At 49.1% G+C, this 16,205-nt stretch carries 10 protein-coding genes; all 10 read right to left on the reverse strand.

The genetic code is table 11. The features are described 5' to 3' along the window. Positions 1–24: 24 nt before the first annotated feature. The gene (locus BSQ33_RS21505) at positions 25–768 is read right to left on the reverse strand and encodes a hypothetical protein (RefSeq protein ID WP_157721341.1); all 744 of its coding nucleotides are present in this window, start codon (positions 766–768) and stop codon (positions 25–27) included. 556 nt (positions 769–1,324) lie between these two features. Beyond that, complete coding sequence (locus BSQ33_RS01805; RefSeq protein ID WP_088133126.1) at positions 1,325–4,711, reverse strand: toxin VasX; 3,387 nt, start codon at positions 4,709–4,711, stop codon at positions 1,325–1,327. Between the two features lie 7 nt (positions 4,712–4,718). Continuing rightward, positions 4,719–5,600 (reverse strand): DUF4123 domain-containing protein, encoded by an 882-nt coding sequence (locus BSQ33_RS01810; RefSeq protein ID WP_157721342.1) that lies wholly within the window; start codon positions 5,598–5,600, stop codon positions 4,719–4,721. A gap of 4 nt (positions 5,601–5,604) precedes the next feature. Further along, a complete protein-coding gene (locus BSQ33_RS01815) occupies positions 5,605–7,659 on the reverse strand; it encodes a type VI secretion system Vgr family protein (RefSeq protein WP_088133128.1) in 2,055 nt (684 codons plus the stop codon). 315 nt (positions 7,660–7,974) lie between these two features. Then, entirely contained in the window at positions 7,975–8,247 is a 273-nt protein-coding gene (locus BSQ33_RS01820; RefSeq protein WP_141650701.1) for a hypothetical protein, read from the reverse strand. A 106-nt stretch (positions 8,248–8,353) separates the two neighbouring features. After that, complete coding sequence (locus BSQ33_RS01825; RefSeq protein WP_088133129.1) at positions 8,354–9,952, reverse strand: BCCT family transporter; 1,599 nt, start codon at positions 9,950–9,952, stop codon at positions 8,354–8,356. Positions 9,953–10,037: 85 nt separating this feature from the next. Beyond that, the gene (locus BSQ33_RS01830) at positions 10,038–10,835 is read right to left on the reverse strand and encodes an electron transfer flavoprotein subunit beta (RefSeq protein WP_021021289.1); all 798 of its coding nucleotides are present in this window, start codon (positions 10,833–10,835) and stop codon (positions 10,038–10,040) included. Beyond that, positions 10,825–12,063: an electron transfer flavoprotein subunit alpha/FixB family protein gene (locus BSQ33_RS01835; RefSeq protein ID WP_021021288.1), complete on the reverse strand. Its 1,239-nt coding sequence runs from the start codon at positions 12,061–12,063 to the stop codon at positions 10,825–10,827. Before BSQ33_RS01835 ends, BSQ33_RS01830 begins: the two co-directional genes overlap by 11 nt. A 9-nt stretch (positions 12,064–12,072) precedes the next feature. Continuing rightward, the gene (locus tag BSQ33_RS01840) at positions 12,073–14,052 is read right to left on the reverse strand and encodes a (Fe-S)-binding protein (RefSeq protein ID WP_088133130.1); all 1,980 of its coding nucleotides are present in this window, start codon (positions 14,050–14,052) and stop codon (positions 12,073–12,075) included. Between the two features lie 10 nt (positions 14,053–14,062). Then, on the reverse strand, positions 14,063–16,126 hold the full coding sequence (locus BSQ33_RS01845; protein ID WP_021021286.1) for an NADH:flavin oxidoreductase: 2,064 nt from the start codon (positions 16,124–16,126) through the stop codon (positions 14,063–14,065). Positions 16,127–16,205: the final 79 nt, after the last annotated feature.

The raw sequence follows: 16,205 nt of genomic DNA on the forward strand, positions 1-16,205 counted from the left end.
TCGTTATATTGAACATCATTGATCTCACGATACCTGCACATAATCCTGCAGTACCGAGCGAACTTCTTCACTTTCCCACTGATAACCGACAGCATATAACGCTCTGACCCGTTGGTTGGCTTCTTGGAGTTCAGCACTCATCGGTTGCCACTCAGATTCGGGGAGTGGCTGACACCAGTTGACCACTTCTTCTCGGTTCATCATCTGTGCTGGTAGCACATCTAAATCACGCTCCAGATACCAGTGTGCCCAGTAGCGTAACGTCACAATATTCCACAGCCGCCATAGAGGATAAAACAGCGGATTTTTTCGGCGCATCTCCTGCATCTTCTGCCGATAAGCCGCCCGGGTATAATCTGCCGTTTCAGTTTGCAGTTTGGCAGCGGCTGTCTGTTCAATCCCTTGTGCACCGTGCTCCATATAATCACGGATCAACTCAAACAATGACAAACCTTCTTCTTTTGAATACACCGGTAAACTGATCAAATACTTTTTATCCGTCTCGCCCGGCAAAGGGCAGATAAAATTCAGCGTATACATCGTCCGTAAACCAATATAACTGACGGCACTTAAGTGATGGAGTTCAACCGCCACTTGCTCCCACGGCACACCGATAAATTGTTGTTGCTCGGTTTGACGAGGCTGCGCTCTTAACTGACGAAAATAAGTGAACCAAGGTTTGAGAGGAAAGTAGAGGAGAAAAGTCCCAGATAAAATTAAAATAGTTCCAGTAATAAACCAAAATATTTGATTTTCACGAAGCCACATAGTCCACCCTAAAGAGATAAGAATAGCCCCCAAAAACCCAGACAATATAACTTTATCTGGCATTCCCTGACTATATCCTTCACTGGTGAATGCTCCAAATAAAGAAGGTCGAATTAGTCCACCACCACTTATCCACGAAAAAAAAACACCTCTTCGTTGGGGGTTAAATATTGCTGGTAGAGTTCTTCTAGCAGATTTCATTCCATCTATGTAATCAAAATACAAACTCCCACCTAATAAAAGAGTAGATAATATTAATAAGGGTAAGAAGACCAAAAGCATTTTACTGAAAATAAACCAAGAAGATACAATAACTCCCATTAAAAATATTCGACTAAAAAATAATAATTTTACCACTCCAATACTAGAGTTAACACTGCGTAATGCCAATAAGCCATGTTGATTCACCGAAATAAACTTGGTTATAGCAATCGGTTGACGATTATTCGTGACCGGCAAAGGAGATAACGCCAGTTTCTCTATGCCGTTAATTTTGACTTTCTGCCCACAGGACATCATCGGAGTATTTTCAGATTGGGCTAACTCATTCATAATTTTAACTCCATGCAACCAGATGTGAGCCCGAAGGGGTATCGATTTCTTCCTGACTGAGGCTGAGCACATTATGGTCGGTAAACGGTATATACACTGCCTGATTCATATGAAAATCCCAGTTTTTCCGATACCATTTGTTTTCACCACTCCGCAGCGATACACAGCACCGAATTTGATTGATATATCTTTCATTTAACCAGTCACTGCGAACAAAAAAAGTCATTTCACACCCCCCATTCATCGGTAGTAGCGTCGCATCCACTTTCAGTTGCGCCAGCACATCAACCCACTCCCCCCGGAATCTGCGTCTCGGATCGCGGCAAAATGCTTTCAGTTCCAGTTTACAGTTTTCAGTTGTCGGTAGCACAATCTGAGGCAGAAAAATTTTCAACTGCACTTCGGTCTCAACAGATTGCTTATCAGTGTAGGTATTATTGATGACCTCATAGCTGGCTCCCGGCTCGAACGATTGCGGTGCCAAGACTTCATAATGGTTGGTCAGTGACCAGCCTTGATCATCGTTACCCCAAGCGGTGTCATCCGCCCAATCAACCAGTGGCGGCCACTTGTAGTACTGCCACAACTTATCGAGCACAAAAAACGCCACCCACAAATAGACATTTAGACGAATAAACTTTGCCGCAACAGCCAATGTCTCTGTAACAGCAGCTTCAGCTGTTACTACTACCCCAGCAGCAGTTTTAGCGCCTGTATAGAATCGGAAACTTGTAGAAATGTATTTAACTGCTTCAAGACTACCAACGACAGCACCTCCAAAACTAACAAGGGCACGTGTAACAGATATATATAATTGTGTTGATGATTTAGACCAAGAGTTATAAGCATCCATACTCGCATTCCACGTCCGAACCCCCATTCCAATTGCACCCATTGCGGTGACAATCGGTGTACTGTAAACCGACCATGTTGCCAGACGTGCCAGTGTTGCTTTTTGTAGCGTTTCGTCACCCACTTTCAAAGAGGCATTGAGCCACGCGGTATAAATCGTACCGGCAGAAGAAATAACGGCCGCGGTTGCGGTAATCCCAGCCTCCGCAAAAGTGAGTAATTCTCCTTCTTGGGGGTCATCATCGGTCAGAGCTTCCCACGCGTGCCAAGCACTCCAGACGTACATATACGTCAGTAGGAAAGCAATACCATTCTTGGCGATTTTGCCGGCATCGGGTTTGCCTTCCGCCATAAGCATTTCCCGAACCGTTCCTCGGGCATTGATGCTTTTAACCATCTGCTTGGCTTCATCCATCACCTGAGACATCGGATAGCTACCACTCTTTTTGATGCCGAGGCTCACTTCTGGGCCGGAGTGACTCATAATTTCATTATATTTTGACCTGAACTGACCTAGTAAACGAGTCTTAGTACCCTTTGCTGCCCGCAACTCACGAACATACTGAGCCCTGGCAGCCTGACGAGCTGATTTTGACATTTGCAAAATGCCATCATTACGACCTTTAATAGTTTTGATCGTCTGCTCTGTCTGTTTGAGATTTTTATTGACCTGTTCAAGTTCCTGATGCAGCGACTGAAGCTTATTGGCTGCTTGTTGATCCGGAATATGCCACTGAACATCATTCATTTTAAAGTTCAGATTCAGCAGTTGTTTTGTACCCTTACTCAGCTTATCCAGATTATTACTCAAACGCTGAGTAAAGTTCATTTCGCCACTCGGTGCCTGTAATGCTGCAGTCATCGATACAACAAATACTTCATTCTTCAAAGATAAACTCTGAACAACCCGTGCCTTTAGATCATCATCAAGGATCGGATTCAGATGATTCAGGTTATTGGCTGTCTGGACTTTATCATTAAATGATTCAACCCCTTTCAGAGCATCCCCGATACTGACAAATTTTTTCCTGATATTAAGTGCATCTTTTACCGAAACAAACGTGGTATCAGCGGAAATATCGTCGTAAACTGACAGCGGAAAATCATCCGTACCCGCATAATATTCCAGTAACCACGCATCATCGTTGTTTTTAAAAAAAGCAGTCAGAATATCTTCATAATCCAGCTTAATTTTGAAATGTTCTTTATTTTCCGGTGAAATATAAGCAGCCAGCAGAGACCACTTGGGCGCAATGCCTTTCACATAAGGATTCAGACGTTCTAAATTCTCTGAAACAGTGACTTTGTAATCATCCCACTTTTTCACGAAATCGGTCATCTCATCATAATGGATTACCGTTTTGATGCCGTCTTTGCCAAAGGCTCCACCCTCAATCAATTGCTTGTATTCAGCGGCGCACTTTTCCAGCGTGCTTTTCGCCGTGTCATAAGCAATGCTGTAATCCTCAGCCAGTTTCTTTGCCATTGCATTCGCTTTATCATTGACACTATGACCAACATTGATCGTGAGGCTTGACGTTGATGAAACTTCCCAATGGTACTCGCTCGGATCATTTAAAATTTCGATATGTTTTTCTAACCGTGCCAGCAGGGATTTCCTTTGCTCATTATCAGAGACACTAATCCCCAATGAATCCAGTAGTGAATCAAATCGCCCAGCTAAGAACTGATCGACCTGCATCAGGTTATTCAATAACTGCGCAACTTCATAGCGATCACAGTTACGGTGCCCGTCTACTTCTTTTTCATACCAAGTTTTATATTGGGTCTTTAAATCGTTTTGCCGTTCAGCGGCTTCGACAAGATCGGCACAAATATCATTAATCAACAAGACGGCACTGTCTTTTTCATATGCGGGTAATACCGAAGACTGTACCGGTGACTGAACTTCCGGCTGAAAAATTAAATTGGATAGCCACAAATACTTACCTAAATCATACTGACCACTAGACTCTGTTTTTTGTGTCGAAAAATCGATACAGCCCGGAATTTTCTCTGTTGGCATCAAACCCTTTGTCCCATCAATTGGGTCAACATCGCCCAACAAGACCCGATTCATCAGTTCAGACTGGTCGTTGCTTGCTCCAAGCAAAATCTCTGCTCGCTCCGGTGTCATCGCAACTGGCATAAATAGACTGTGTAAAATCCCTCGCCGAGGCACGATGATCGACTTAAGGTCGCTGCTCTGAAATGCTTCCGTTCCTTTTTCAAAATAACGTCCAGTCAAGCTTTGATCATTTTTTACTTCAAATTCATATAACGTCTCTTTATCTTCACTGTGGATGATATAGAGAAAACCGGGATTCAGCGGACGAAACCCTTGGGGCACACCTCCGTCTCGATACAAACTGGCATTGAGGTTTTCAGGGACTATTTCCCCTTCCTCACTCATGGCATAACGCATCGGAACCAGTTGGATCATTGGATTCATATACGGGCAGGCTCCCGTAAGGCTACCAGTATCCTCTGTCGATTGGGATGCGGCGGCATTATTCGCTAATAAGATATGTTCCGTCATGTTGACCTCAACAAATATAGTCTGCTACGCGATGCGTCAGATTGGGTTGATAATTGGCAAGTTGCAGGGCAGCGGTTTTTATTCGCTGCTGTGGGATTTGCGGACTGGGCTCGGTAAGTAAAGTGGCAACTTCCGGATACATTGCTTTATCCAGACAAGCCTCTCCGAGGTGGCACCAGATATTGGCAAAATAAAAAATTGACTGCGGACTCTCAAACCCCAATGACATCGATTTTTGATACAAAAAACGAGCGAAATCCTCACGGGTTTCACCCAGCGGTAATAAATGTGGAAAATAAGACTGAATATGCTGATGCAGTTGATGGATAAAATGTTCAATTTTCAGCGCAAACAAAACATCCAGATGCGCTTGAGTCATCACAAATGGTGACTGCTGCCAGATTTCTCTATCTACAGTTTCTTCCGTCTGAAAATTTTCCCAGCATGCCTCTTTTCGATGCCAACACCAAATTCGACGACAAGGACCGAAAAGCCGTTTCTTCTCTAAGCTATGCTCTGTTTTCTGAAAAGCAGCAAAAATGCGCGGATCATACAGACGAAAAATCATCGGTTCCGAACTTTCCGGAGATAAAGCGAAAAGCTGAGCCTGCCAGTACCGAAACAGGTCATCAAATCCAGCGTCAGATTCAAGGATCAGGCACCCGTCTTTGTTCTCATCACTGGCCAATAATTCAGCAAAAGGGGTCAGTGATGAGACTTGAACTAAAAGAGGGGAAACTTCCATAACATCTTGTAACCGGGTTCCAGCATACAGCGGCATCACTTGGTCAGCAGCATCAAGCAAAGCAATCCGTTTCGCCAGCGCATCAATTTGAGCCCCGTCCAGCAACAGATAGAGCGGCTGTGTGGTTTCTATTGCAGGTAACATCAAATTATGCCTCTTGCATTTCTTCACAGATTTGGCAAAGCCCCTGAACATTCGCTGCAGCAGATTTTAATGCAGCAACTTGCTTCATCGGAGATATTTCCGCGATTGGCTGAATGTCTTCCAGCTCTCCGGGCAACAACGCGGCTTTACCGCCATAAGCGACCGCACTGCCAGCGCTGCCGCCGGCGTTGAGGTTAATCGCAGCACCGGACAGGTTGACACTGCCGCTGTCGATGCTGATAAAGCTGCCACCGGCCGATAAGGTCAGCCCCGAGCCGGCTTCAGCTACAATCTTCGCCCCGCTTTTGAGGGTGATGGCGCTGCCGGTTTCGACCGCGGTCAGGCTGCCGATTTGCTGCTGTAAATCACCGCCGATGTCATGGCTCTGATCTTGGGTGATTTTGATCCGTTGCTCGCCGTCTACGGTCAGATGGTCGTTCATCTTGATGTGTTCATACCGGTCGTTCTCGACCGTTAAATGGCTGTCGTGACGGATCAGTGTGGTCGCATCATGTTCAATCAGGGCTTCGGTGTCTTTCTGCGCATGGAGATAGACTTGTTCGCTTTCGGCCTGATCTTCAAAACTCAGCTCGTTAAAACCCTGCCCTTGGTGGGTTTCGGTCCGCAGCACGGTTTTGGTTTTGTTCGCCGGTAAAGGATAAGGCGGGACATGGCTGGCATTGAATGCCCGTCCGGTGATGAGCGGTTGATCCGGATCGCCTTCCAGAAAATCAACAATCACTTCGTGACCGATGCGCGGCACGGCCACCATGCCGTACTGACTGCCCGCCCACTGCTGTGACACCCGCACCCAGCACGAGCTCAGCTCATCGCCGTTGCTTTCGCGATCCCACGGGAAATGCAGCTTGACGCGGCCATGCTCGTCACAGTAGATCTCTTCTCCGGCCGGGCCGACCACCGTGGCGATCATCGTGCCGTCGACCCGCGGTTTATGCGTGACGGGTGATAGCCATAAGTTATCACCGGGAATGGCGGTAAACTGGTTGGCATACGTGGTGGCACCACTGCCACCAGATTCTTCCAGCGCCTGGGGCTGACTGCCTTGATGCGCGACCTGTACCAGCAGCCAGTTCTGATTCATCGCCGTGTCGAGGTGGTCGCTGAGGTCAAACCGCACCCCGGCCTGAAGCATCGCCTGATTACTTTTGCCGCTAGCAGTATGTGCATTGCATCGCAGCGCATCGAGGCGGATTTGGCTGAACGCTTTGCCGCTGGCATCGTCTTTGTAACGCCCCGGTGCGTCATAATATTCATAATTCGGCAACTGATAGTCTAAATCACTGGCTTCAACCGACTGTTTAAAACTGTAGGTCGGCTTTTTAAAGCTGTAATCCTGCATCCACACCGAGCTGACTTCAGACTGCTTGCGCGCAGTCATCGCCGACACATACGGGGTCTCAGACACGCCGCCGGACAATACGTTATACGGCACCGTGCCACCAAGACGGGTAAAGCCTTCCGAATTGTCGGTCACCACCAGCGTGTGTTTGTCTGCTTCGTGAGCAAAGTAGTACATCAGCCCTTCTTCAGCGGCGAGGCGGTGGAAGAAATCTAAATCGGTTTCGCGGTATTGCACGCAGAATTCACGCGGGAGACATTCGCGCTTGGTGGAAAAGGCATAGTCGGTGATGTTCATTTCCTGTAACAGCACCGAGAGAATTTGCGGGACACTTTTCTGTTGGAAAATCCGGCTGTTGTGGCGCAGTGAAAGTCGTTCGAACGACGGCACCAGCGTCAGGGAATAAAAGGTGTGGTGATGGCCGGTATCGCCACGGCTAAAATTGCGGATGATGCCATGCACTTTCTGCACCACCTGCCCGTTGCGCAGCACTTCAAGCAGCGCGGTGGTATCGACCAGTTGCTCAAAGCTCAAATCACTGTTGCGACTGGCGAGTTCGAGATGATAACGATAGCCATAAACCGGATGCCCGCTGGCGTCCACCGATGCTGAAACAGATTCAAATCCCTGATAGTCACGAACCACCAATGACGCATCATTGACCCCATTGATCGTGAGCCTGAAACCTAACGTTGCCATGAAGAAAACCTTTGATGTTTGATTTGAGAGTGTCGATGTTTTGTTCTAATTTGCGTCGCCACGGCTGATTGATCTCCAAATAAACCCGCCAAGCGCGCGATGATGATTTATTCAACAACTTGCTATTGTATTCAATTTAATTTACCGAGTTCAGCCTTTATCAGTTCACTTTCATTACCAGATGCATTTTATTGAATGCATCTCTCATTTTTGGTGTGAAACAGGGAGTGAATGAGTAACCAGAAAATGAATCATGAGGAGACGAATAACAGTAAAAAGGCCTCTGACGAGGCCTTGAATCGGTGAAGCGACTAACTAACGAGAAGCGTAATACTGGCGACTCCAACAAATAATATTTTCGACATCCGGCAAGAGAATACCATCATCTTCAATGCGATCGATGGTTTCCCAGAAAGCGCACAACGCACGTTCATCGGCCTGATTTAACCAAGCCTTGATCTGTCCTTTGAGTTCATCACTATCCGTGTGGACTTGATTGGCTGTATTTTGGTGACTGGCCGAAATTCCGAATTTCCCCATCATAAAAGTGAAATCCTCCATATCGACCAATTCGGCATACATCATCATTTCTCTCCTTGATATTGAATGATTCAGGGTTCGCGTCTAAACCCTGATTTCTGAACTCATTAAGGCGCGTTCATCCTTATATCGCGTCAATTTATATTGGTGAGTGTCAATATAAATGTTTCTCTGTTGCTAGCCCCCGGTACAGACTCCAACACATCAAAATCAGTACCAGTGTAAATGGTAGCCCAGTGGTGATTGCACCGGCTTGCAGGGCTGTCAGAGCCTGATCCCCTCCGCCCAACAACAAGGCAATCGCAATCACCCCTTCCAATGATGCCCATAATACTCGCTGTGCTGTCGGGACATCGGTTTTACCGCCAGCAGTAATGCTATCGATCACCAACGACCCGGAATCCGAGGATGTGACGAAAAACAGCAGAACCAACAGAATACCAAGTGTAGAGAGTAAAAATGCCATCGGCAAATGATCAAACATCTGGAACATTGCTTTAGAAACGTCACTGATCCCGTTCGCAAGCTCTCCCACACCATGGGTGACTTGCTCAAGAGCGGTTCCTCCCATGACACTCATCCATAAAACCGTAACCAGTGTCGGGATCAGTAATACCGCTGTCACGAATTCACGCACGGTGCGTCCTTTGGAAACCTGTGCGATAAACATGCCGACAAACGGAGACCACGATACCCACCATGCCCAGTAGAACACGGTCCAGCCATGGAACCATTCGGTGTCTTGCCGCCCCATCCAGTTCGATAATGGCATAAAGTTTTCGACATACCCTTTGGCAATGGTGCCGACCGTCTGGAAAATCGACAGTGTCGGGCCGACAACAATCACCAGTGCAATCAGACTGCCCGCCATCAGCATATTGATATTGCTCAGGATTTTTACCCCACCGTCCAGTCCGCGGGAGACGGAAATAATCGCGATCAAGGTGACGACGACAATAAATGCAATCTGCGTGCCGAGACCATTACTAATCCCAAAGAGGTGACTGAGACCGCCAGCCGCTTGCTGTGCACCAAACCCTAAAGAGGTTGCCAGGCCAAAAATAGTCGCCAGCACAGCAAGAATATCGATGATGTTACCCAGGGTGCCCCAGCAACGTTTGCCGAAAATAGGATAAAAGACGGAGCGAATCGTCAGTGGCAGCCCTTTGTTATAAGCAAAAAATGCCAATGCCAGACCAACCACTGCATAGATAGCCCACGGGTGTAATCCCCAGTGATACATGGTTGCACTGAGCGCCAATGCCCGACCATCTTCGGTACGCGGTGCCACATTCAATGGCGTACCGTACCAATCCGTATAGTAAGCAACGGGCTCGGCAACACTCCAGAACATCAAGCCGATACCCATTCCGGCAGCAAATAGCATACTAAACCAAGATAGGGTTGAAAATTCCGGGGTAGCATCAACGCCACCAAGCCGGATTTTGCCGACGGGTAAAACCAGCAATACCAAACAAAAGAGCACAAACAGATTACAACCTGCCATAAATAACCAGTCAAAGTGACCAATTGACCAGCTACGTGCTTGTGTCAGTACCGTTTTTGCGCCTTCAGGAAAAATCAAAGTGAGAATAATAAATAACAGTATCAAACCCACGCTAATCCCAAATACAGGGTTGTGAATGTCCAACCCCCAAATCTTAACGTTATCCTGCCCGGCACAATAATCAGTATCATACTGAATCCGTGATACGGGTTTGCGACGTTTTGGAGAATCTATAGTCGTTTTCATGCGATCCCTCATCAATACCATCTGTCACAAGATGTACAGACGTTCGCTTTTCATCCGGTGAATTCCTGTTACCGGAATACGCTTGTTATTTTTGACGAATGACGCCTTCTTCAAGCAATACATCAAACACCGCCTTAGCCATCTCGCTGACTGGCTGATCTTTCATGACCTGCCCACCTGAAGACGTCGTTTTTGCAGTTGCAGCCTTGAACCGATCGGCTGCCGTTTTGGCTTTCACCACTTTCAAACGTTTTACTTTCGCTTTCGCGGGGGTTTCCTCCCAATTCATCCACTCATGATCGAGTGTCATACTATCGACCTTACTCACGTCAATTTGCGTACGGCGGGCAATGCCGAAAGCACTTTGCCTTGGCTGGGGTGCCGCCATATCGACGCTGGCAACAAAAGGTAGAGAAACGCTCAAAGCACGTCTCTGCCCGCGAGGCAAAGCCTGAAGCACTTTCGCCTGTCCGTTTTCAATCGAAAGAATTTCTGCAATCCCGACGACCACCGGACATTGAAGCTTTTGAGCGAGAAAAAAAGGTAATAATCCTGACGATTCGCCACTTTCAGCGCGTGTCCCGGTCAGGACAATGTCTGGCATCTCTTGTTGCAGATACTGGGCTAATGTCTCCACGGCATCCGCCTGTGCTTCCTGTGCCAGAACACGAATACGGGATAACCCCATACCACTGTAATAACCAAGGGCCGGATGCGCCGGATCACCGGCATGAATCACTTCCAGTTCGCTGTCAGGCAGATTGAGTGCCAGCTCTACCGCTCTGGAATCGGTCATCGCCCGACGCGGACGGCCAGAGTCAGGATGGGCACCAATCGAGACCAGGGTTTTAACAACGAATGATTTGGTTAAACTAGGCTGCATCCTTGAGTTCCTCTTTCTGGTGATTCTCGATCAGTGAAACCAACGCTGCCAGCAACTCATGACTGTCAGCAATCACACTCAAATCAGCGCGTTTCACCATGTCACATCCGGGATCGGTATTGACGGCAATCACTTTGTCGCATCCGCCAATGCCTTGCAGATGCTGAATTGCACCACTAATCCCCACTGCAATATAAACCCGAGCGGTCACCCAAGACCCCGTCGCACCAACCTGTCTGAAACGCGGCATAAATCCATTGTCTACGGCGACACGGCTCGCGCCCTCAGTGGCACCGAGCTCTTGTGCTGCATGGTGGAATAATTCCCAATCATGGATGCCGTTTCCGGCAGAAAGGATAAATTCAGCTTCGGTCAAAGGAACGGACTGCGGATCGATGGCAACCTGCCCCAAATCTGCAATCGTCGGCTGAATTGATGTCGTGGCTTCAAGTGTGACGGCCAGCGCCTCGTGACGGGTTTCATCAATTTGTGGTGCGCACTCTTCTGCCAACAGCAGGCATCGCGGCGTTGCACGTTTGATATCACTCCGTCCACCGGCAGCACGGCAAACGGTCTGTTGCGAATTTACCTGCCACGCTTGGGTCGCGGGGCGTTCACCAATCCGCGCGGTCAGGCGTGCGCCCAGCTCAAATCCACCGGAAATACTGTCCGGGAACAACCAGTGTTTCGGTACATATTGCGCCTCAACCTGTTCGAGTGCGGCGACTTTCTGTTCCGGGCAATATCCGGTATAGATGTCATCGGCAAGATTTAGCAAACGGTCAACACCGGCGGTATCAAACTGAGTTTCACGGTGAGGCCCAAAAACAACCGCCATCACAGCGCCAGCACCAGCGTGCTGCTGAACAAGCTGATGCGCCTGCCCGAGGACATCACGATCATGGCTGCTTAAGCGGCCGCCCGGCATATCCGGTACAACCACAATATAATAGTCAGGCTCGGCAACCGTATGTAACGGCAACTGAACTTCGGCTGAAGCACCCTGAGAACGGACTGAAAATGACGGGGCCCCACTGCCATGCAGACGATCAATTCGCTTGAGGCCGTTCGGACCGATAAAACCGACGCGGTGCGGATAGCGGCGCAGGAGACCGCTCGGGCCTCTTTCCTCTGTCGGCTGCGTAACAAAGCTGTCATGTTGTGGATGAAGCCGGTTACGCATAATCCATTCAATGCGGCGATCACGGCGTACAATTATTTCACTCATCGCTTCCCCCTACACCGTTACGGCCTGAGTATCCGGTGTCCATACACCGGCATCCGCTGAATGGCTTTCACTGGCTTCAACACTTATTTCAAATAATGCTTCAGCAACCAACTCAGCGATATCTTTCACTTCAGGCCTTGGTTCAACCACCCCTTCAAGCATGGCTGTACATTGTTGACACCCGACAGCAACCAGCGCTGCACCGGTTTCACGAATGTCATCCATACGCATATCTGCAATCCGGCGTTCTCCGGGAATATCGGTAATCGGTGCGCCACCACCACCACCGCAGCAGCGAGAGCGGAAACCGGAACGCGCCATCTCACTCACTTCAATGCCCAGCTGTGCCAGAACCGCGCGGGGAGAATCATATTCACCGTTATAACGTCCCAGATAACACGGGTCATGGTAAGTGACCTTGCCGCCCTGATAAGGGCGTAAGTGAATCAGACCTTTCTCAACCAGTTGATTGATAAACGTGGTGTGATGCCAGACCTGATATTGTGGTGATTGCCCTGCCGGATAAAGATCCGGATACTCGTTTTTCAGACAGTGGAATGCATGTGGATCGGTCGTGACGATACAGCTGAATTCATATTTTTCCAGTGTTTCAATGTTGCGGCGAGCCAGACGCTGGAAGGTTGCATCATCCCCTAAGCGGCGGGCGACATCCCCACTGTCCAGCTCTTCGTCACCGAGAATCGCGACATCGATTTTGGCAGCTTTCAGGATCTGCACGAAAGATTTGAGAATCCGCTGACTGCGCATATCAAACGCCCCATCAGAGACCCAGAACAGTACATCCGCTCTTTTGACATCAGACATCAGATTTAGTGACTGATCCGCAGCCCAGTGCGAACGACGCTGTGGTGCATAACCGTTTGGGTTGTCGGTATAGATCAGGTTTTCCAGCACCTCGACACCTTTTTCGGGTGTCTGTCCCTTTTCCAGCGTCAGGAAGCGTCGCATATCAACAATGGCATCGACATGCTCAATCATCATCGGACACTCTTCGACACAGGCCCGGCAAGTGGTACAAGACCACAGCGTTTCTGAGTTCAGTACGCCACCGACAATCGGTTGATGCGGGTCGCCTTTGGCGTGACCGACGTCCTTGCCCGGGTACGGGCTACCGGCATAATGCTGGTCAGTCCCACCGGCCAATCCGACCACCATATCCTGAATCAGTTTTTTCGGGTTCAACGGCTGACCGGCAGCAAATGCCGGGCACATGGCTTCACACTTACCGCACTGAACACAGGCATCAAATCCCAGCAACTGATTCCATTTAAAATCGGATGGGTGCTCAACACCGAGTTTGTCGGCTTCAAGATCAACGGGTTTCAGGCCGGTTGACCGCCCACCGCCAAAACGTTCCGGTCGGCGGTGAAATGCTAAATGCAGCGCGCCGGCAAAGGCATGCTTCATCGGCCCGCCCCAGCCCATCCCGAAAAACATTTCTCCCATGCCCCAGACAATGGCAACCAATAACACGGTGACGATAGCCCAGTGGCTAAATTGTTCTGGTAGTACCCCAGAGACCGGAAGCGTCACAAGAAAGAAACTGACGGAAAACATCAGTAAGCTTTTCGGCAAACGCATCCACGGCCCTTTCGATAGTCTTGCTGGCGGGTTCAAACGACGGCGGAACACAAACAGCGCGCCGGTAAACATCAGCGCCAGAGAAGCCAGTAACAGATAAGAGAGAATGTCTTGAGCAACACCGAAAACGTGCACAGCAAAGATGAGCAGCACTGACAGAACAAAACCACCGGCTGTCGCGACGTGGGTATTGGACATGACTTTATCGCGGGCGACCACATGGTGCAGATCCACCAGATAACGCCGGGGCATTGCCATTAGTCCACCGATGATGGCAACCGGAGACGCCTGTCCCCGCAACCACATGCGGACACGCCGGACCATCCCGAGGACCGCCAGCGTACTGGCGGTCACGACTAAAATGGGAAGCAACCACTCAAGGTTCATAGGCACCTCCTTAGAGATCTTTACACAGACGTAATGCGTCGTAGATCGCAGCGTGGGCGTTACGTTGTGACACACAATCTCCCAAACGCCACAGAATCATGCCCTTGTCATCCGCAGATAACACTGGCTGCGGTGCGGAGGCAAACAGTGCTTCATTATCAACCTGACCTTTATTGATCGAGTCCGCTTTCAGCTCGTAGTACAGCGCTTCATTCGGCCGGACACCGTTTTCAACCACGATCTGATCGACAACGCGCTCTTCTTGCTGGCCGGTATATTCGTTTTCCAGTAATGCAATCAGGTTATCCCCTTCCCGGTAGACTTTTTCGAGCATCAGGTCTGAGGTCATGATGACTTCTTTTTCATACAAACTGCGGTAATACGTCGGGAAGGTGGTCCCACCGATACCGACTCCCGGTTTGATGTCATCAGTCACCAACTCAACCATCGCACCTTTCGACGTCAGGTAATCCGCAGCCGACATGCCGGAGAACTCGCAAATGGTGTCATAAACCAACACATTTTTACCCGGCTCAACGGTTCCGTTGAGAATATCCCAGCTCGAAACAACCAAGCCTTCTTCTGCTCCCCATGCTGGGTTTTGGTCGATAAACGGACGGCCACCGGTCGCCAGAATACAAACATCCGGACTCATTTCACGAACCATGTCTGCACTGGCACTGGTATTAAGAATAATTTCAACCCCTAAACGCTCCAGCTCCATCGCCAGCCAGCGGGTAATCCCGGCCATTTGATCACGCTGTGGTGCTTTCGCGGCAATCGTAATCTGTCCGCCCAGCGCTTCACCTTTTTCGATCAGCGTCACTTGATGGCCACGCTCGGCTGCCACCCTTGCAGCTTCAAGCCCGCCGGGACCACCACCGATGACTAAAACTCTACGGACGGGGCCGGTAGTTTTTTCAATCAGATGCGGCATCCCCATATATTCTCGGGATGTCGCTGCATTTTGGATACAGAGAACGTCTAACCCCATATATTGACGGTCGATGCAGTAGTTTGCCCCGACACACTGGCGGATTTGGTCGGTCTGACCCAGTTTGATTTTGGCAATCAGATGCGGATCCGCGATATGCGCACGGGTCATCCCGACGAAATCGACATAGCCGCCTTCCAGAATACGTTTCGCCTGATTCGGGTCTTTAATGTTCTGTGCGTGAATCACCGGTACAGAAACCACTTCTTTAATCCCGGCTGCCAGATGGAGGAATGGTTCTGGCGGATAACTCATATTCGGAATAACGTTAGCCAGTGTGTTGTGCGTATCACAGCCGGAGCCGACCACACCGAAGTAATCCACCATGTTCGTGGCATCATAGTAAGCGGCAATTTTTTTCATCTCTTCGTGATCAAGGCCGTCCGGATGGAATTCATCACCGGTAATCCGCATCCCGACCACAAAGTCAGGGCCAACCGCTTCACGGACTGCTTTCAGCACTTCCATGCCGAAGCGCATCCGGTTTTCAAACGTTCCGCCCCATTGGTCAGTCCGTTTGTTGACCCGGGGAGACCAGAACTGATCAATCATATGCTGGTGAACTGCGGAAAGCTCAACCCCATCCAGACCACCGTCTTTTGCCCGTACCGCAGCTTTGGCAAAGTCACCCACGATGCGCCAGATCTCTTCTTCTTCAATGGTTTTACAGGTTGCGCGGTGAACCGGTTCACGAATCCCTGACGGTGACATGAGACTCGGCCAGTTTTCACCGTCCCAGCGCGAACGCCGTCCCATATGAGTAATCTGAATCATGATTTTTCCGCCATGCTTATGGACGGCGTCGGCAAGATTCTGGAAATGAGGAATGATTCTGTCTGTTGAAAGATTGACCGAACTCCACCAACTTTGTGGGCTGTCGATAGAAACCACACTGGAACCGCCACAAATACAGAGACCACAGCCGCCTTTGGCTTTCTCTTCATAGTATTTGACATAACGATCCGTTGTCATACCGCCGTCGGTTGCGTACACCTCGGCGTGAGCGGTACTGACGATGCGGTTACGAATCGTCAGATGATTGATTTTTAATGGTTGGAACAGAATATCAAACTGAGACATGCTTCACCTCTATACCAGCCTTATCTCCGACCGGATAAGGCTGTCTTCCTTGACGAATACTTTTTAGTAATCAGTGTTT

The sequence above is a fragment of the Vibrio gazogenes genome (genome assembly GCF_002196515.1).
Lineage (GTDB): Bacteria > Pseudomonadota > Gammaproteobacteria > Enterobacterales > Vibrionaceae > Vibrio > Vibrio gazogenes_A.